Genomic DNA, 17691 nt, shown 5'->3' with positions numbered 1-17691 from the left:
GAGGTGGGAACCCCAAATAAGTGACTTGGAGCTTGGAGACAATCTACTATTCTACCCCGTGAAACTTAAACAGCCCTAAGTCGTCCTCCTGTGAAGTGACTGCAAATCAGATGCGATTCTAAGCTATAAAGACCATGAGCGGGCTCGTCAATGCTTAAAGTGATGAGCCTTCAGGTGCTTCTACAGGCGTAGCATCTTTCCATCCTGGAACACATAATTCCACGAGTTTGTAGTCCGAACTTACACGATCAACAAAGTGACGATTTGTGTCTCCTGCACCTATACAGAAGGCGTCCCCTGCACTAAGTGCGTATCGTGGGCCCGTCTCCACTCGAAGGTCCGCGTGACCATCTAAAACAAAAAAACACTGAGCCCAAGAATGGTAATGCCATCCCGTACCTGCTTCATATGGCTGGCCGGTAGTACGTATGACATGAACATATACGCGACCATCAGTTGGCTCCAATGTGCCTAAATCCCGATACTCAAAAAATTCGCGGAGACCTTCACTCCAAGCGCTTTCATCCTCGTGCAAAATAACTAGGCGTCGGTGAGGATCAAGGGTTTGCACGCGCTCCGGCAATGCCGCATCCTTCCCCCAAATAATGTTATACTCATCCGGGGCAAAGAAATGGAGTGCTTCAAAGTCATCACTGATTTGTGCGAAACGGTACCTATACAATGCAGGTACTATCGCAGAACTCTCGGACACGAGCTCATGCGACGAACCATCTTCGAATTCCAGACGGGCTGATCCCTTAATAATAAAGAACTGGTTGAAATCGACATCATCCGCCTGCCATTCCCCTTCAGAGGCAATACCCCGAACATGAGAGCCGCCGAGTTTACCATTAGAGGCCTTGTCAAGATTCAAAGTCCTCTTTTCAAAAAACGGTGTAGGGCCGTCCTCCCACTCCGCGCTAATCAATGGCGCACCAACCGACTTATTGATTGAAATGGGATGTTTGACATCCCAGTCCGTGATCCATGGAGTTACAGTAGTCATAATTATCAATCCTTCCCTTCAATCTTTTTAGTTGTTTTTAAAAATAATCTTTCTGTTCTGCGCAACATTTACATCATCAATATTTATTATTGTTTCACTACTTTCTCTACTAGCTAACTTCAGGCTCTATATCTCCCCCCTTCGTAATCTATTAATCATATTCGTCAAGCATTCAGCGTGCCTCAGCCGTTTTTGAGCGTGTATCTCCTGTTTTGGGATAGGCTCTCCTGTATGGAAGCTAAGATGCTTAGTCCATTTTAAATTCTAACCCTTAGTGATTCTCATAAAAATGGCTATTATGAAATGGAGTCATCTAGTCAGGTTATCTTAAATCAATGAATCTAAATTAAACTTATTCTTCGCAGTCTGATTAACCATTTACCCTCATCTATTTGTCACCGCTTTCATATTTTACAAAAACCTATTAATTATCAGATTTTTATAAAATAAATAGGTGTGTTATTTATTATGGAAGGCTTTGAATTGGGAAACCTAACTCCGATTTGATGCTAATAAAAGACTTTTCCAAAGCAAACATCTCTCCTTTTGTAATTTCTTGAAACTTATTTTTCTTCATTAATATTAATTATTTTACCTAAATTAAGATATTCGTTATCATCTTCCATTCTAGTAAATAAATTCTTTTTATTACTCTTCACTTTTCAGATTCTTCTATCATATTTAACAAATTTTTATAACTTTTATATTTGTGATCTTTAGTTAACTTTTCAGCTAATTCTTTATCTCTTTCTTTTAATGCCGCTAATATTTCTTTATGCTCTATAATTGATTGCTCTACTGACTCACGTGTACGAAAAAGTTGTGGATACCTTCGCGTATTACTCCATAGATCAAAAATCAGCTTATAAAGACGTTGGTTATTACAATGTTTATATATTGATTCGTGAAAATGACGATTCCATTCTGCATACTCCTCAAATCGCTTTTCATTAATAAAAGTTTGTGAGTCTACAATTATATTTTCCAGCGTTTGAAGGTGGTAGTTTGTTAAATGATCAACAGATAAATTTGTAGCAAGCCCCTCTAACGTGATGCGTAACTCAAATATCTCTCGTATGTTTTCAGTGGACATACTACTGACAACAGCACCAATATGCGGCTTGAATGTAACATACTCTTCTATAGAAAGCTTTTGCAAGGCCTCTCTTACTGGAATTTCACTCATTTCAAATTGACGAGCAATTTGAGAAATTTTTAATCGTTCTCCGGGGGTGAGTAAGCCGTTAATGATATTTTCCCTAAGATGACTGTAAACCTTATCTTTTTTTGTACGATATATATGTTCCACAATTTCTCTCCTTTTGTAAAAAACTATTATTGAAAATAATAATAGCAAGAATATAAGAAGATTAAAATCATTTCATTTGCATCATTAATTTCAAATAAGTATTAGTTTCAAATTCGTATACTTGAATATTTAATACAGCATATCAAAACTATATTTTATGAGTGATTGCGTCTTCTTCTCCAAAACAAAAGTGAAGACTTTTTACAATTTATTTTTTTGAATAAATTTTCTTAATTATTTTATATAAAATAATATAATACAATATATGATTTATGTCAATAATATATTATTTGAATTTTGATATATTTTTAGACAAATTCATTTTTGGTAAGAACTGTTATCAAAGACCTGATTCTACCAACTTACTAATGGATGTATGCATAATTTTATATTTTTCTTAACAAAAAAAGCTATCCATCCCGTCAAACCCAACAGAATGAATAGCTCCCTATCCTTATTTTACTTTATCTATCCCCTTATACCCCGAATTCGCCAAAAAGTCCTCCGCAATTTCATCCGTCAACACGCTCAAAGGTATACCCGATCCCTTCGCCATAATCGCCATTCTACACGTGAACTCCAACGTCTCCAACCGCATCACAGCTTCCTCAACACTATCATCCAAAACAATAACTCCATGATTTTTCAAAATCAGAACATTCGCCTTCTTTGCCGCCTCACCAACTTCTTCTCCTAAAGCGGCACTGCCTGGATGGAAATACGGGACTTCCTCTATCTTCTCAAGGTAATACATCGATTCTATAAATAGCTTCGATTCCATCGTTTGTTCCGAACAGGCAATCAGCGTAGACCAAAAAGGCGATGCATGAATAATGACATTTGCGTCAGGGCGGTTCATATATATGGCACGATGCATCGGTATTTCCTTAGAAGGTTTCTTTGTTCCTTCCCACTCTTGCGTTTCTATATGAACAAAAGCAAAATCATCTTCTGATAGCTGACCCATATTTGTCCCTGAAGCCGTGATAATCATGTTTTCTTTATCATTTCGAGCACTGATATTTCCGGAGTTTCCCCATGTAAGTTGCTTTTGTAGTAACTCATTTCCGGTATGCAGTAATTTTGATTTTATATTCATTGGTTCCCCCCAACTATTTCTATACTTTTACAACATTCCCTTGATGCACTTTAGTAAAATAATCCACTTGACCTAATTGGCCTCCCTTCAAAGCAATTTCTAATCCATTAAATTTCTGGATATCTGAATATGATTTACAAAGTGGGGCTCCAGGAGCGATGCTACGAATCATTTCTAATGCATAAATATTCATTTTTAATGTTGCGTAACTTGACGTATCTCCACCAGCTATGACGATGCGTTTTAAGGTTGTATTTTCTACCGTCGTTTTTATTAACGTTCCAAACTGTTCTCCTAGAAGTTGCCCGCTGTTACTTGGTTCTTTCCCAATAGATTGCAAATATTCTCGGGTTTCATCAATTGATATATCATCAGGTCCAAGTGCCGAATAAACGATGACACTCTTTCCTTCATCAACCAGGTCCTTAACATCATTCATCAGGCCATTTAAATAAGCTGAACTTGTTTTTGAATCCATTAATTTTACAGGAGAAACGTTTAAACCAGTAAAACCATTGTCTAAAGCATGCTTAATTTGATCAGAAGTAATTGGCGAGCAACTTCCTGAAACGACGAGGACTTGCTCTTTTTCTATCCTTCTTTCCCTATCGTTCTCAACATGCTGTTCCTGATTTCCTTTCATAGAATTCCAATACTTCGTTAGCGCATATTCCACTCCAGATGAGCCGATAACAAATGATTGATTCGTTATTGATTTTTCCCAAACCAACTTACCAACTTTCGTTAAATGATCATCCGTCAACACATCAAATAGCAGGCCTTTTGTTTTTTTCTTTGTAACTGTTTTATTTACTGTCTCTTCCAGCTCCGTAAAATAATCATTCATTGTTAAAATATCTGCCAAATCTATAAAGTAATCTGTCTGTTCAGCTAAATGTTTTATTAAATCAGCTTCCTGCATTGGTGTTATTGGATGATTTGACATCACAGGATGATTATCCAGTCGAAACGTTTTATAACCAACTCTGGCAAAATGATTCCCAAACACGGTATAGCGATGTAATGGCGGAGCACCTGCAATAATAGGAACAAAAACCTGCGTAGTATTTATCTCCAAAACCATTTCCAATACTTTACCGATATTCCCCACACTCGGAGAAGAATCAAAGGTGGAACAAACTTTATAATGGTTTGCTGGTGCACCGAGTTCCTGCATTTGTTTCAATATCGGTTTTAATTTTGTTTCCATCTGCTCTGGAGTCATCGTTCGGCTGGTTCCAGCAATGCCAATGCATTGAATATTTGCAAATTTTTCATCAAGCAACTCTTTTGTAGGCGGTTTCAAAAATAAAACTGTCTTTAGGCCGCTAAGTGTCAATGCCTCCATTGCATCTGTTGAACCTGTGAAATCATCTCCATAAAAACTTAAGAGCTTTTGTTGTAACTGCATTTGTAATCCTCCTTGGCAGGAATGTAGTGTTTCCTAAATAGAAGATACATTATTATTAACTAATTCATGGTTCGTATCTTCTTTATTTTTCTTCTTATAACTCTTAAAAATATGATCGAGTGCATGTATTATCATAATAAATCCAGCAATCGGTATGATGGAATATACATATCCCATTGAAATTCCCGATTGTAGACTAACGACATTCATATTAAGTACTGCTAACTGTGTTCCATAGTAAATAAACAAAGCAAACAGGATTAACGCAAAAATATCTTGTATGACTTCAACATATTGTGCTGTTTTACCTTTTAATTTACTAACAATAAAATCCATTCCCATATGCTCTTTACGTTTAAAAGCAATAGCTGCACCTATGAAAGTCAACCACACAAATGTAAATCTTGAGATTTCTTCTAAAGACGCAAATGAAGTGTTAAAAAAATTCCTTCCAAAAATCATAATAACCAGGCTGGCTGTCATTACTACTGTAATCACAATCAGCAGGAACATACATAGTCTGTCCAAGCCTTTACTTAGCTTTGAAATAAACATGTATTCTTCACCTCTTTTCTATCCATTTAATAAGCTTGGTATAAAAGTAATTATCTGCGGAAATACGAGCATCAGGATGACACATGTTAATAACACCAATACAAATGGAACTAAATCTCGCATCAATTCATCAAATCGTAAATCCGCGATTCCTGCAGCCACATACGTACACAAACCCACTGGAGGTGTTAACAACCCGAGCCCCAATGTAGCAATAAGTACGACACTGGCATGGATTGGGTCAATTCCCGATGCTACAATTACTGGGGCAACCACTGGAACGGTCATAATAATGGCTGCATTTGCATCTAAAAACATCCCTAAGAATAAGAACAACAAAATAAACATGAGCATCAGCAGAAAAGGAGAAAGATTCATTTCAATGACAAAACTCGCTAAACTGCTTGGTACATCGTTAATGGTTAACAGGTAAGAGAATGCTCCTGCACTAATAATAATCATCATAACAGTAGCCGTCATTTTACCGGAGTTAATAATAATATCTTTCAAATGCTTTACCTTTAATTCCTTATATACGAAAAATCCAAGTAACATTGAATAAAGCACAGCTACAACAGCGGCTTCTGTCGGCGTTACAACCCCAGTGATAATACCGACAATGATAATAGCAGGGGTGACCAGGGCTAAGATACCTTCTTTCCCTTTTCCGAATACATTTTTAAATGCAAAAGGAATAGATGACTTATATCCTCTTTTTATCGAAATAACGGTAGATGCTGCTAATAGAGCAACACCAACTAAAATGCCAGCTCCAATACCAGCTAAGAATAAATCAGCTACAGAAAGACCAGCAGTGAACCCCCATAATATCATCGGAATACTTGGCGGAATGATAATGCCAATAGGTGAAGAAGCAGCTGTCACTGCGGCTGAATATCTAGAGCTATAGCCTTGCCTAACCATTGCCGGAATTAAGATGGTACCTGTAGCAGAAGTATCTGCTACAGCGGAACCGGACACGCCTCCAAAAAACATACTAGCCGTGACATTCGTTGCTGAAAGACCACCTGGTAAAAATCCAACAAGTGCATCTGCAAAATCAACCAGACGTCTTGTCACGCCACCCTTTTCCATGATGTTACCCGCCAGTATAAAAAACGGTATGGCTAAAAGTAACCATGAGTTCGCTCCAGAAAACATTTTTGAAAATACCTGCGTCAACATGCCGGGATCAATCATTAACAAAGATAAAATAGAAGCACCTGCCAATCCAAAAGCTACTGGTATGCCCATCAGCAAAAAGATAATAAAAGCTACAAATAGAACAACAGCAGAAGTCATTGTGATACCGCCTTATTTCTTTTGACAACTTCTATTTTTGCTAACGCTTCATATAACGTAATAACTGCAGCGTTATCTTTTCCTCCATCCCCTTTTGCCTGCAATGTTTTAAATAGTTCATGGACGAGCGAAGTTGCGTATAAAGGTACCTGAAGATCTTTCCCTACTTCAAGCGCCAACGAAATATCTTTAGTGTGCAAGTCCACCGTAAAACCTGGGTCAAAATCTCTGTCTAAAATAACCGGCATTCTATCCTCAAGTGCCCAACATCTTCCGGAACCATTCAAAATAACATCACGCATAATTTCCGGATCTACGCCTCCTTTGACACCTAAAGTGAATCCTTCTGACATGCTGACCAGATTTACCGCTGACATAAGCTGATTAACAATTTTAACAGTCTGACCACTTCCAACCTCCCCGCAGTGAATAATTTTATCTCCCATGATTTGAAGTAAATCTAGCGCTTGATCATAGTTCTCTTTTTTTCCTCCAACCATAAAGGTCAAAGTTCCATGAACGGCTCCAGTTTGTCCGCCACTGACAGGTGCATCTATCATATCAATGTTTTTTCCCTCAAGTTCTTCATTGATTTCTTTTGTAACAGTCGATGAAATACTGCTCATATCAATAATCAAAGCACCTACTGATAATGTTTCTATTAATCCTCCCTTCCCGGTTATTGCTTCTTTCACATGGGGACTGTTTGGCAGCATGAGCAGTACAATGTCAACTTGTTTTGCTAGTTCTTCCTTGGAACCTGCAATTGTCACACGCTCTTGGAACGGAAGCTGTGCCGCTTGTTCTAAATTAATATCAAAGACAACTAATTCTTTCCCTGCGTGTAATAAATTACTAGCCATTGGGAATCCCATAACACCTAAACCGATAAAACCAATTGAATTTTTGTTATTCATATCGTATAATCTCCTTATAATTGATTTGCATAGCCATCTGAACAACATTGTCGGAGATGTTCTTGGTTCAGATGGCTATGTATTTTTAATTATTGATCTTTTTAGCCATCTATTATTCTGCTTTTGGATTAAACTGAATCAAGTCTGTTTCGTCATCATAATCACGATACATATGTGCATTTTTTACTTCATTAATAACCAAATCAACGGTTGTTAGTACCGGCGTTTTTCCTTTAACCATATGACCGCCAAATACCTTTCCTTCTTTATCACACATTGTCGCATGGAAATGTGTATCGTAATCTCCTTCACGCTGACAAACAACGCCTGTCCCATTTAAAAATTCAACCGGACCATCTGCCACAAACAAGTCTCCATATCCAGCACCTACTACAGATTCTTCTTGCGGAACTAAATACATGTAAGCTGCTTCCTGAAAACTTCCAAAGCAATTTGCAATAGAAGCATACGTAATGTCATTTACCTTACAAATTTCTTCAATACCCGTGATTAAATCCGTTCCTGGTAATAATCTTCCTGCTACTGTTTTACCAATTTCTCCAGTTGCATACTGTACTCTTGTCTCTTTCATTATTTGATACATCCTTTCTCTTCATCTATTATTAATATAATACCGCTTAATCAGCAGCTGCTTGTACTTCTTCTAAAAACTGTACAAATTCACTGCCATACTCAGCTTCATATTCTGGGTAAACTCCCTCAACGACTTGCTTGAAAGCCTCCCAATCAATCTCTTCCTTATGAGTGATTTCTATTTTGTCTTCTAATTCATTGAGTATCTCTTCGTTCTGTTCAGCAGCTTCTTCTGACCAAAGCTCTGTTGTTTCCGAAGCTGCTTCATCCAATGCTGTCTGCTGTTCTTCAGATAACTGTCCCCAAACTGCATCACTCAATGCTAGAACATTTGGCGTGTAAGCAAAATCCATGACTGTCAAATAATCTTGTACTTCATAAAACCGTTGCCCTTCAATATGCATTAACGGATTATGCTGTCCGTCAACTACCCCTCTATCCATGGCTACATATAGCTCTGAAAAAGATAGCGGTATTGGATTCGCTCCAAATTCCTCCAATGCAACACTGTATGATTGGACTTCCGGACTCCTTATTTTCAAGCCATTGAGATCCTCTGGTGTTTCAATCGGACCTCTCGAATTCGTAATTTGTCTAAACCCATGCTCCCACAAAGAAAGGGCTTTCAATCCTGCGTTTTCTTCTAAGTTATCAAGAACTTCTCTCCCTATCTCGCCGTTGTTAACCTTTAAAGCATGTTCTTTATCTTCAAATAAGAATGGTACTTCAAACGCTTCCATAACATTATAGCTGGATGCAAATAAACCGGCAGAAATAATTCCTCCATCAATCGTACCCATTTGCACTCCTTCCACAAGCTCTCTTTCGTCACCAAGCTGGGATGAATTGTAGATTTTAATTTCGACAGAGCCGCCTGTTTTTTCTTCTACCAATTCTGTGAAAATATCTGCAGCCCCTTGTTGCGGACTAACTGGTGCCCCAACATGTCCAATACTGATTTCCACTTTTTCCTCTTCTGCGTTCGTTTCACTACCTGAATTCCCACAACCGTACATGAACAGTACGGAAAGTACTCCTAAAATGAAAAAGATCTTCTTCATTAATCCTATTTCCCTCCTTTTTATTAAGATTTTTCAGATATCGATGTTTCCAAATCACCCCCTTTAAGGATTTAAATAGTATGTCTACCCAGTCATTATTCCTTATTTTGTTCCATTTGCTGAAATAACCGCTTCTCTCCACGGTTCAAATGTATTTCCATCGTCTCTATAGCCTGCTCAACATTTTGTTGTATAATTGCCTCCAGAATACATTGATGCTCCTTGATGGAGTTTTCCACATTATGCGAGTCTTTGAGTACATTTTCGAACCACTCTTCTAACGACATTCGGATTAAATCCAATAAGTTGTAAATCATTTTGTTATTACTCGCTTTAGCTATTGTCATATGAAACATTAAATCATTTTGCTTATTTCGATGCACTTGTCCTTCTTGCTGCATGTTATCTATCCATGACGCTAATTCTGCTATTTCCTCTTCTGTTCGATTTAACGCAGCCCGCTTTACTGTCTCCAATTCTAAAATCTTTCTTAATTCAATCAGTTCGTTAAATGGGGCAGGGTCCAGATATAGTCCCCATTGCAGCTGTTGTTTAATGTTATCCGAATCGACTTTTCTTATAAATGTCCCTTCACCCAACCTTGCTTCTAACAGCCCCATGGAAGTCATACTTTTAATCGCTTCTCTGATCGTAGACCTCCCCACCCCAAATTGATCTGTTAAATCTCTTTCAGGAGGTATTTTATCTCCAATTGACAATTCACCTTCTTTAATCATCCTTGTAAATTGGTTCATGATTATCTCTCGTGTTGAATCCCTTTGCGGTATTTTTTCAAATAATGGTTTCATTGTTTTTCTCCTATTATTGGTAGTATGTCTAATGGTCAGACCATTAAGTGCATACTGTGTTTTTATGTCTAAATCTATTCTTCTAGAATTCTATTGGACATCGTTTAAACAAATCCAAACTAAATTTTCTAACTATTTGATAATCATTTTACACAACATTTGGTTGTTTGTAAATACTTTATACAATAATTTGTTGTATAAATAAAAATAACCCTTCTCTAACGGTATAATTTTACTGATAGTTAGGAGGGAATCTATACATGGACATATTTAGTGAAAGAATAATAGACCTTCGCATTGAACATGGATATAGTCAGGAAGAAATAGCCAAAAAGCTGAATGTTTCAGCAAGTGGTTATGGTTATTATGAACAAGGCAGAAACGAGCCTTCTTTAGAAACACTATATAAAATTGCCGACTTCTTTCAGGTATCCATTGATTATTTGTTAGGAAAAATAGATTCTCCTCAGCATACTGCTTATTATTCTATTTCTGATAATTTGAATTTGAATGAAGACGAAATCAATGCTATTGAACGAATGAAGGAATTAGGACTTCTTGAAAAGATTGGTGAAAATCCTAAGGTGAATGTGGAACGGTTGAGCCGGATTTGGGGATTTTTGGAGAATGAATTAGGAATTGATGAAAAATAAATTTATTATTACCAGTAATAATAAAAGAGACTGCATTATGCATTTGCATTGGATGCAGTCTCTTTTTGTTGATTTTCAAAATAAATCTATTCGCTAATACCTATTACTATTCAATTGATTTAATTCTACCTGTTATGAAATATATTATTCCTTGGGGATGCGTCGTCAACGTGTACTCTCGCGTATTTTTCATTGTTAAACAACTTGATTGTTTGTAAAGATAAGTTCATCCGTTTTTTCTACAACATTAACTCTTCCCATTAATTCATAATCTTGATGAGCAACACAATTATGAAGTGATTCCCTAATAACATAGGAATCGTATTGGTCTATTTCTATAGGAAATAAGCTGAAGATTAAGGTGGTTTGAAGGGGCACTAGCAAAGCATAGATGCCCCTTCCTTGTTACTGAACCAAAAATTGGATGAAACAATGATGTCCGCTTCATTTGATACATCAAGGTGTAACATTGTTATGTTCCAGGGCAAGGTAATGTGAACTAGATTTCTGGACCTTTTCCAATAGCTGGGCGTTTTCTGCCAAGGACTCATCAAAAGAAGGTATCATTTCTTTTATTTTTGGTTTCCATGTTTCCATATATTCTGGGAAATTCTCGCGTAAGACGTTTAACATAATAGACACAGAAGTAGAAGCACCCGGAGATTCCCCTAATAATGCCACGATAGAATGATCCTCAGATTGAATAATTTCAGTGCCAAATTGGATATATCCTCGGCCGGAATGATTCGTATCTTTAATTATCTGGACACGCTTACCAGCAATTAGAAGATCCCAATCTTTGTCCTTTGCTTCGGGTATAAATTTTCGTAACTCTTGCATCCGATCCTTTTTTTGCATGAGCATCTGTTGAATCGAGTATTTAACCAAAGGAATGTTCTTCATACCTGCAGCCAACATGGTTAACACGTTATTTGGATTAATAGAACGTAAAAAGTCTAAATTAGAACCATTCTTCAAAAACTTAGGTCCTATCGCAGCAAACGGTCCAAATAATAGGCTATCCTTATCTCCATGATATCGTCTATCTAGGTGTGGTACAGTCATGGGAGGCGTACCAGGAGGCTCTTTCCCATAAACCTTCGCTTCATGTTGTTTGACTACTTCTGGATTGCTACAAACCAAAAATGCACCACTGATTGGAAAGCCGCCAATTTGCTTGCTTTCCGGAATCTTTGTTTTTTGTAATAGGGGGATTGCGTTTCCACCAGCCCCAATAAAGACAAAATCTGCTATGTGAGACTCAAGGGTATTATCTTTAAAATTACGAACGATCACTTCCCATTTACCGTCATTTAGACGATGAAATTTAGTAACAGTTGAATTGTAATGGATTTCTATATTGTCGTTTTTCTCTAAATTATTCGCTAGTTTCCGAGTAAGCTCACCAAAATTGACATCGGTCCCCAAATCCACTTTCGTTCCAGCAATAGGCGCTTCTGACGTACGCCCCTTCGTCACTAAGGGAATCCACTTTGCTAACTCTTGAGGGGAATCCGTAAATTCCATTTCCTTAAACATGGGAAGGTGGGATAAAGCTTCAAATCGCCTGCGTAAAAAATCTACGTTCTCTTCCCCCTGTACAAAACTGATATGAGGTAATGGACGGATGAAATCTTGTGGGTTCTGAATTTCCTCACTTTTGACTAAATAAGACCAAAATTGCTTGGAAACTTCGAATTGTTCATTTATCTCTACCGCTTTACTGGCATCAATCGATCCGTCTTCTTTTTCAACTGTATAATTTAACTCACATAACGCCGCATGCCCGGTGCCGGCATTATTCCATTCATTGGTGCTTTCCTTGCCTGCACCATCCAGCTTTTCAAACAGTTTCATATTCCAATTTGGTTCTAATTTTTGTAGAAATTTTCCTAAAGTAGTACTCATAATACCAGCGCCTATTAGAATAACATCCTTTTTTTTCTTTTCATTCATTGCCTTGCTCCTTTCTGTTTTCATTATCTCTCATGCCTTTCCTATTTGGTACCTTTGAATGCCAGCATATTACCAACTCCAGATATCATACTGTCCCATCTCTCACTTTTATTGTTGTTCTATATGTTTAAAGAGCCGGCTATTCCTACTTCGATTATTTTACGAACCTGGTAAAGTTCCTTCACATCTTCCAGCTTCATTAAAAAGGCAGAGGTTACCGGTAAGGTGAATTTTGAAGAATCAAATTCTTTCACATATGCGCCCTTGCCCTGCCGCATTTCCAAAAGTCCCATGGTCCGAAGTCCACTGAGCACCTCCCTAATTACCGAGCGACATTGAAATTCTTTGACAGATGTTCCACAGAATCCAGCTTATCTCCCGGGCTTAAGTTGCCGGCCTTAATCATACCAATCAGAGAATCTGCGACCTTTTCATAAATCCAGAGCCCCGAACAAGATTAATAAAATCTAAAAGCCTTATGGACATCCTCTTAATCGCTGGCATCCATAATAATACAAGCAAGATAAAGGGAACAATAACAGCACTAAGTGCCACCAACATCAACATCGAATCGCTCTTTTCGATTATTTCCTCTCCTCCCTTCAAATCTTCCACATCCTTTAAATGATAAGGTCATCAGATGATTTATCGCTAATGTTAACCGCTCTCATTTTTAAATGCAACCCTTTTTTTCGTAACTTCTAGAAGAGAAACACGGGAAAACAGCGTGAATTCACTGTTTTCCCGTGTTTTTAAATTTCAAATAATGGTCACCAATCATAACTTGTTCCCGATTATCGTTGGTTAACTCGATAGAATCTTCAATAGCGAGTTGCTTTCTTTCCTCTATCGACTGATTATATTCAAGTTCCCAAACATCCTGCTCTATATTATATTGATAAACATGGATGATATTTATTGTATAATCGCTATCTGAAGCACTTTCCTTCCTAAATTGTGCATATACTTCCGGTAGTTCATTTCCTGTAAAATGATATGGTTCATATTAGATTAAAGAATAGTCCGTGGGCGTTTCATTATAAAGGATTTTTTTATGACTTAACATATTAAAAAGCGAAAATTGGGATTATTTCTTATTATAAGACGTAATTAATGCAACGCTAATGGTTTATAAAGATGAAAGTCATTTTTAAAAGCACAAAGCTCAGATGAATCCATTATTTTTTTCAATTTACCTGTTTTTAATAATTCTTTTTGTTTCTTGATTCCAAATTTCCGTTTTAAGAAAGCTTCAGTATCGGATTTATCCACATAAGAAAATTGTGTAATGTTTTTAAATACTTTGAACCAGTCTTTTGGTAACTTTTCGATATCAAAAACGGTCTTTATATTTTGTTTAAGTATCGCATGATTAATATGATCAAAAAATTCTTTAAAATCAATAGAAATAACTATTGCTTGTTCTTGATTTAATAGAAAGTCAAATACTTCATAGGCAAAATCAATATTATTTTTTCCTTTTTTATTATTCCTATATGCCAAAGCAATATCATCAATACGATGCTTCATGGCCACTTCTTCGGCTGATGGCAGCACTGGCTTGTAGTAAAGACTGGAACGATTGATTCCAAGCAATTTAGCCTGTTCCGAGATAGATAGTTCTCCATCGTTCCAGTCCACCAATTCCATGCGTTCTTTTTTAGTCATGGTGGATTCCAGATTTTTTTTTAAGCCACGACAATTGCGTGGTTAGTTTCCCTACTTCGGCATACAAGTTTTCTACCTGTGCTTCATGTTCGGCTTTCATTTTTTCCAAATCTTTGTTTTGCTTCTCAAAGATTTGAGGCATATCTTGCAGGAACTGTGTCTTCCATTTATGAATTTGGTTCACATGGATTCCGTGTTCCGATGCAATTTGAATCATAGATTTTTCTTCCTTCAAGACTTCTAACACGATTTGTGATTTAAATTCGGCTGTATATCTTTTTCGTTTCATATACCTACCTTAACATCTCCTTTTTTCGTGTCTAGATTCTTGGGTCCATTATATATCGCCAATCCGTTCTGGAGTATGCGCATCAGGACCAAATGAAACAAATACACTATAATGATAAGCCAATTCCAGAATTTCATCACTTGGGTACCATCCGTCAGGATCTTTTTGCTTAGCAGATGTGTTCACTTCAATAGCTATATCATTTTCCGCAATAACTTTAACCGCTTAGGTGTATAGATACCAGAGATAGCTGTATTAACACTTTAATGGCATCAATATGACCAAGCACATCAAACATACCGTTTCTTGCAGATTATTGAATCAAATCATAATATCTTTCTTTTTCTCGAAGCATTTCTTCTTCAGTTATCCCTAACAGTATACAAATAATTCAATCTATTATATAATAATATTTAGAAAGGAGGAAAAATTATGAAAAAAATAGCTATAATAGTCCTTTCATTGGTATTTATACTAGCTGTTCCTTTATTAATTGTTAATGGTGTACAAGAGCTTCAAGAAAGTGCTCAAGGAATGGGTTCTTTTATTAATAATTCAACTGATAAAGCTATTAATGGTGAGCCTATTCCTAGCAAAGAAGAATCCTTTTCTCAAATAGGCCAAGGTACAGGAGAACTGCTTTTTGGATTGGTAAATTTTGATAGAACTTTTATTGATATTGGGTTACTAACAACATCATTTATTACGGTAATCTCTTTTATAACAGCTCCTAATATTAAGAAATTTTATTCAACATTGAAAAGAGTCATTTTACCTTTTTAATAATGTGTCTCTTCACTATATTACGTTGGTGTGAAAGGAATTTCCGGAGATTTTATATGGAGCGGCTAGGCATAATAGCATTTGATACGAAAGCCAAATCCCCTTGAAACTAGTAGCTTGCTCTAAAATCATACCTAGAGGAATCCGTGTTAAATCTATTCTATTATCTTTCTATGTTTTTTAAATTCCACATTAAAATTAACTATCTTAAGTAAAACAAAATTTCCAACCATTTGAAGTATTTGTTTATTTCATTTGTATAGTTAACAAACTATATTGTCAGTGAGTGCTTACCTATTGTTCTATGTATTTGTGATTCTCTTGTAATTATTGTGCTATCACTCACAAAAAAACTGTTACACAATCGGCAACCGATTGTGTAACAGTTTTAATATATAAGCAAGTGTCATTATTTAAGCCATATAATGACTGTGAAATGGGTGAATTTCATTTCCCATCCTATGATCAATCTATATGGATTAGTAGATTGATTTTACATCAGTCTTGTTAGAATTGTTTTTTCAACCACTTATATAAGTTTTAAAACCTTCTAAAGCATCATCTAAATCTTCAGATGTTAACGGATTAACGCTGTCTAATGTGTAACTTCCGTATGCCAGTTGTGCTACTTCTTCAATTACTTCAGCTCGACGATAAGCATCTTTTAAATCGTCTCCCACTGCTACCAAGCCATGATTTGCTAACAAAACACCTTTATTATCTTTAAGTGTTTCTACTGTATTATTTGCCAATTGTTCAGATCCATAAGTAGCATATGAAGCAACAGGAATTTCTCTGCCAATATCCGCAATCATATAATGTACTGGCGGAATTGTCTTATGCGCACAAGCAAATATCGTAGCATAAGTTGAATGTGTATGCACAATTGATTTGATATCCGAATTCTTTCTATAAATAAAACGATGCATTGGTGTTTCTGAAGAAGGCTTCCGTGTTCCATTTACTACTTCACCACTTTGCAAATCCACTTCAAGAATATCTTCTTCCTCCATTTGATCATATGGAAGTGCAGAAGGTGTGATATACATAACCTGTCCTTCTCGAACACTTAAATTCCCTGATGTTCCTGAAGTAAGTCCACTACTTGAACAATGCTTTGCATATTGCACTAATTCTTTTTTTATAGACATAAAATTTTCCTCCATTCTATATTTAAATTAAAATAATACTGCATTTTTAATAACTCTACCTTCTTTATGATTAATAATAGCTTTCTCTACATCGTCTAGCTTATATTCACCATTCACAAAAATATCAGCAGAAATAGTTCCTTGTACAATAAGATCAAAGGCTGCTTTTACATGGCGAGGCGTTGTATGGAATATCCCTTTTAAAGTCAGTTGAGAATAGTGAAGTAAATTCGTTTGGGTTGTAATAGTTGTGCCCGATTTTGGCCCCCCAAATAAATTCACTAGTCCTCCTTTTCTTGCCATAAGAATGGTTTCTTCCCATACTTCAGGCATCCCTACTGCCTCAATAGCTACATCTACACCTCTATAATCTTCAGTAAGACCTTTTACTGCTTTGACAGTATCCTCTACTTCATTAATATTAATGGTTACCGATGCTCCCAATTCTTTTGCAACATTTAATCTTTCTGGATTCATATCTGTAGCTATTACGTATGCTCCTTTTAAAGACGCTAGTTTAATAAAAAACAACCCAATTGGCCCAGCTCCATTAACTACTACGCTATCTCCAAGTTTAATCCCAGATTCTTCTATACCATAAACAGCGCATGATAGCGGTTCTGTCAATGCAGCGCTCTTAAATGAAATATCGTCTGGTATCAAAAAGGTATTTTGATCTACAATCCTTTTGGGAATCCTCTGATATTCTGCATAAGCGCCCCAATTTATGAGTAAATCCTCGCACATCGAATGCTGGCCTTGTTTACAGTAAAAGCATTGATTACAAGGTGCAGAATTATGCGCTACAACTCTATCCCCTACTTTGAACTTAGTTACATTTTCTCCAACTGCTTCTATAATTCCAGCTGCTTCATGCCCAAATAATAAAGGAGGCTCTAAAAGTGGGTATCCTCTCACATAAGTTTTCACATCTGTACCACAGGTCAGCGCTACCTTATTTTTCACAATAATCTCTCCTTCATTTGGAGAAGGTTTATCCATTTCCTCAATTCTTACATCCTCCGGCGCATAAAAAGAAGCTACCTTCATCATATCTCTCCTCATATAATAAGTTTAAAATTCTATTTAGAATAACTATCAATTGGTTAAGTTAAAAAATGTTAAATA

Annotated in this window: 19 protein-coding genes; 2 read left to right on the top strand and 17 right to left on the bottom strand. The window is 36.5% G+C overall.

Annotated elements, in window-relative coordinates:
• Positions 1-154 precede the first annotated feature (154 nt).
• The 10 genes from B7E05_RS03670 to B7E05_RS03625 form a co-directional block, all read right to left on the bottom strand.
• Complete coding sequence (locus B7E05_RS03670) at positions 155-1006, bottom strand: cupin domain-containing protein (protein ID WP_080872601.1); 852 nt, start codon at positions 1004-1006, stop codon at positions 155-157.
• A gap of 655 nt (positions 1007-1661) precedes the next feature.
• Positions 1662-2315, bottom strand: coding sequence for a GntR family transcriptional regulator (locus tag B7E05_RS03665; RefSeq protein ID WP_143833165.1), 654 nt, complete (start codon positions 2313-2315; stop codon positions 1662-1664).
• Positions 2316-2769: 454 nt separating this feature from the next.
• Entirely contained in the window at positions 2770-3414 is a 645-nt protein-coding gene (locus B7E05_RS03660) for a class II aldolase/adducin family protein (protein ID WP_080872598.1), read from the bottom strand.
• Between the two features lie 19 nt (positions 3415-3433).
• Positions 3434-4825: a four-carbon acid sugar kinase family protein gene (locus B7E05_RS03655; protein WP_080872597.1), complete on the bottom strand. Its 1392-nt coding sequence runs from the start codon at positions 4823-4825 to the stop codon at positions 3434-3436.
• A 33-nt stretch (positions 4826-4858) separates the two neighbouring features.
• A complete protein-coding gene (locus tag B7E05_RS03650) occupies positions 4859-5380 on the bottom strand; it encodes a TRAP transporter small permease (RefSeq protein ID WP_080872596.1) in 522 nt (173 codons plus the stop codon).
• Between the two features lie 18 nt (positions 5381-5398).
• Positions 5399-6682 carry a TRAP transporter large permease gene (locus B7E05_RS03645; RefSeq protein WP_080872594.1) on the bottom strand — a complete coding sequence of 428 codons (1284 nt, stop codon included), beginning with the start codon at positions 6680-6682 and terminating at the stop codon, positions 5399-5401.
• On the bottom strand, positions 6679-7599 hold the full coding sequence (locus B7E05_RS03640; protein ID WP_179134444.1) for an NAD(P)-dependent oxidoreductase: 921 nt from the start codon (positions 7597-7599) through the stop codon (positions 6679-6681). The genes B7E05_RS03645 and B7E05_RS03640 overlap by 4 nt, the downstream gene beginning before the upstream one ends.
• A 112-nt stretch (positions 7600-7711) precedes the next feature.
• Positions 7712-8191, bottom strand: coding sequence for a PPC domain-containing DNA-binding protein (locus B7E05_RS03635; RefSeq protein ID WP_179134443.1), 480 nt, complete (start codon positions 8189-8191; stop codon positions 7712-7714).
• Between the two features lie 46 nt (positions 8192-8237).
• The gene (locus B7E05_RS03630) at positions 8238-9254 is read right to left on the bottom strand and encodes a TRAP transporter substrate-binding protein (protein ID WP_080872590.1); all 1017 of its coding nucleotides are present in this window, start codon (positions 9252-9254) and stop codon (positions 8238-8240) included.
• Between the two features lie 95 nt (positions 9255-9349).
• A complete protein-coding gene (locus B7E05_RS03625; RefSeq protein WP_080872588.1) occupies positions 9350-10063 on the bottom strand; it encodes a FadR/GntR family transcriptional regulator in 714 nt (237 codons plus the stop codon).
• A 260-nt stretch (positions 10064-10323) separates the two neighbouring features.
• Here B7E05_RS03625 and B7E05_RS03620 point away from each other — a divergent pair, with 260 nt between their 5' ends.
• A complete protein-coding gene (locus tag B7E05_RS03620; protein ID WP_080872587.1) occupies positions 10324-10716 on the top strand; it encodes a helix-turn-helix domain-containing protein in 393 nt (130 codons plus the stop codon).
• Between the two features lie 456 nt (positions 10717-11172).
• Here B7E05_RS03620 and mqo read toward each other — a convergent pair whose 3' ends face one another.
• From mqo to B7E05_RS03590, 5 genes are all read right to left on the bottom strand, one after another.
• A complete protein-coding gene (gene mqo, locus B7E05_RS03610) occupies positions 11173-12696 on the bottom strand; it encodes a malate dehydrogenase (quinone) (protein ID WP_281252430.1) in 1524 nt (507 codons plus the stop codon).
• Between the two features lie 95 nt (positions 12697-12791).
• Entirely contained in the window at positions 12792-12965 is a 174-nt protein-coding gene (locus B7E05_RS22345) for a hypothetical protein (RefSeq protein ID WP_245832941.1), read from the bottom strand.
• A 29-nt stretch (positions 12966-12994) separates the two neighbouring features.
• A complete protein-coding gene (locus B7E05_RS22340) occupies positions 12995-13078 on the bottom strand; it encodes a helix-turn-helix domain-containing protein (RefSeq protein ID WP_245833222.1) in 84 nt (27 codons plus the stop codon).
• 704 nt (positions 13079-13782) lie between these two features.
• Complete coding sequence (locus B7E05_RS03595) at positions 13783-14340, bottom strand: RNA-dependent RNA polymerase family protein (RefSeq protein ID WP_080872580.1); 558 nt, start codon at positions 14338-14340, stop codon at positions 13783-13785.
• Complete coding sequence (locus tag B7E05_RS03590) at positions 14333-14629, bottom strand: transposase (RefSeq protein WP_080872578.1); 297 nt, start codon at positions 14627-14629, stop codon at positions 14333-14335. The genes B7E05_RS03595 and B7E05_RS03590 overlap by 8 nt, the downstream gene beginning before the upstream one ends.
• 432 nt (positions 14630-15061) lie before the next feature.
• On the opposite strand from B7E05_RS03590, the gene B7E05_RS03585 reads away from it, so the two are divergent.
• Positions 15062-15412: a hypothetical protein gene (locus tag B7E05_RS03585; protein WP_080872576.1), complete on the top strand. Its 351-nt coding sequence runs from the start codon at positions 15062-15064 to the stop codon at positions 15410-15412.
• A gap of 521 nt (positions 15413-15933) precedes the next feature.
• On the opposite strand, the gene B7E05_RS03580 is transcribed toward B7E05_RS03585, so the two are convergent.
• Both B7E05_RS03580 and B7E05_RS03575 read right to left on the bottom strand, forming a co-directional pair.
• Entirely contained in the window at positions 15934-16563 is a 630-nt protein-coding gene (locus B7E05_RS03580) for a class II aldolase/adducin family protein (RefSeq protein WP_179134442.1), read from the bottom strand.
• 27 nt (positions 16564-16590) lie between these two features.
• Positions 16591-17613: a zinc-dependent alcohol dehydrogenase gene (locus tag B7E05_RS03575; RefSeq protein WP_218672690.1), complete on the bottom strand. Its 1023-nt coding sequence runs from the start codon at positions 17611-17613 to the stop codon at positions 16591-16593.
• Between the last annotated feature and the right edge of the window lie 78 nt (positions 17614-17691).

The sequence above is a fragment of the Oceanobacillus timonensis genome (genome assembly GCF_900166635.1).
GTDB classification, from domain to species: domain Bacteria; phylum Bacillota; class Bacilli; order Bacillales; family Amphibacillaceae; genus Oceanobacillus; species Oceanobacillus timonensis.
The sequence above is the reverse complement of the archived record's forward strand: the minus strand, read 5'-3'. Positions and strand labels throughout refer to the sequence as shown.

What these genes read in the sequence shown, in the direction of transcription:
- B7E05_RS03670 (WP_080872601.1), bottom strand. Translation starts at nt 1,006, where the DNA reads ATGACTACTGTAACTCCATGGATCACGGACTGGGATGTCAAACATCCC.
- B7E05_RS03660 (WP_080872598.1), bottom strand. Translation starts at nt 3,414, where the DNA reads ATGAATATAAAATCAAAATTACTGCATACCGGAAATGAGTTACTACAA.
- B7E05_RS03655 (WP_080872597.1), bottom strand. Translation starts at nt 4,825, where the DNA reads ATGCAGTTACAACAAAAGCTCTTAAGTTTTTATGGAGATGATTTCACA.
- B7E05_RS03650 (WP_080872596.1), bottom strand. Translation starts at nt 5,380, where the DNA reads ATGTTTATTTCAAAGCTAAGTAAAGGCTTGGACAGACTATGTATGTTC.
- B7E05_RS03645 (WP_080872594.1), bottom strand. Translation starts at nt 6,682, where the DNA reads ATGACTTCTGCTGTTGTTCTATTTGTAGCTTTTATTATCTTTTTGCTG.
- B7E05_RS03640 (WP_179134444.1), bottom strand. Translation starts at nt 7,599, where the DNA reads ATGAATAACAAAAATTCAATTGGTTTTATCGGTTTAGGTGTTATGGGA.
- B7E05_RS03635 (WP_179134443.1), bottom strand. Translation starts at nt 8,191, where the DNA reads ATGAAAGAGACAAGAGTACAGTATGCAACTGGAGAAATTGGTAAAACA.
- B7E05_RS03630 (WP_080872590.1), bottom strand. Translation starts at nt 9,254, where the DNA reads ATGAAGAAGATCTTTTTCATTTTAGGAGTACTTTCCGTACTGTTCATG.
- B7E05_RS03625 (WP_080872588.1), bottom strand. Translation starts at nt 10,063, where the DNA reads ATGAAACCATTATTTGAAAAAATACCGCAAAGGGATTCAACACGAGAG.
- B7E05_RS03620 (WP_080872587.1), top strand. Translation starts at nt 10,324, where the DNA reads ATGGACATATTTAGTGAAAGAATAATAGACCTTCGCATTGAACATGGA.
- mqo (WP_281252430.1), bottom strand. Translation starts at nt 12,696, where the DNA reads ATGAAAACAGAAAGGAGCAAGGCAATGAATGAAAAGAAAAAAAAGGAT.
- B7E05_RS22345 (WP_245832941.1), bottom strand. Translation starts at nt 12,965, where the DNA reads ATGGGACTTTTGGAAATGCGGCAGGGCAAGGGCGCATATGTGAAAGAA.
- B7E05_RS22340 (WP_245833222.1), bottom strand. Translation starts at nt 13,078, where the DNA reads ATGATTAAGGCCGGCAACTTAAGCCCGGGAGATAAGCTGGATTCTGTG.
- B7E05_RS03595 (WP_080872580.1), bottom strand. Translation starts at nt 14,340, where the DNA reads ATGACTAAAAAAGAACGCATGGAATTGGTGGACTGGAACGATGGAGAA.
- B7E05_RS03590 (WP_080872578.1), bottom strand. Translation starts at nt 14,629, where the DNA reads ATGAAACGAAAAAGATATACAGCCGAATTTAAATCACAAATCGTGTTA.
- B7E05_RS03585 (WP_080872576.1), top strand. Translation starts at nt 15,062, where the DNA reads ATGAAAAAAATAGCTATAATAGTCCTTTCATTGGTATTTATACTAGCT.
- B7E05_RS03580 (WP_179134442.1), bottom strand. Translation starts at nt 16,563, where the DNA reads ATGTCTATAAAAAAAGAATTAGTGCAATATGCAAAGCATTGTTCAAGT.
- B7E05_RS03575 (WP_218672690.1), bottom strand. Translation starts at nt 17,613, where the DNA reads ATGAAGGTAGCTTCTTTTTATGCGCCGGAGGATGTAAGAATTGAGGAA.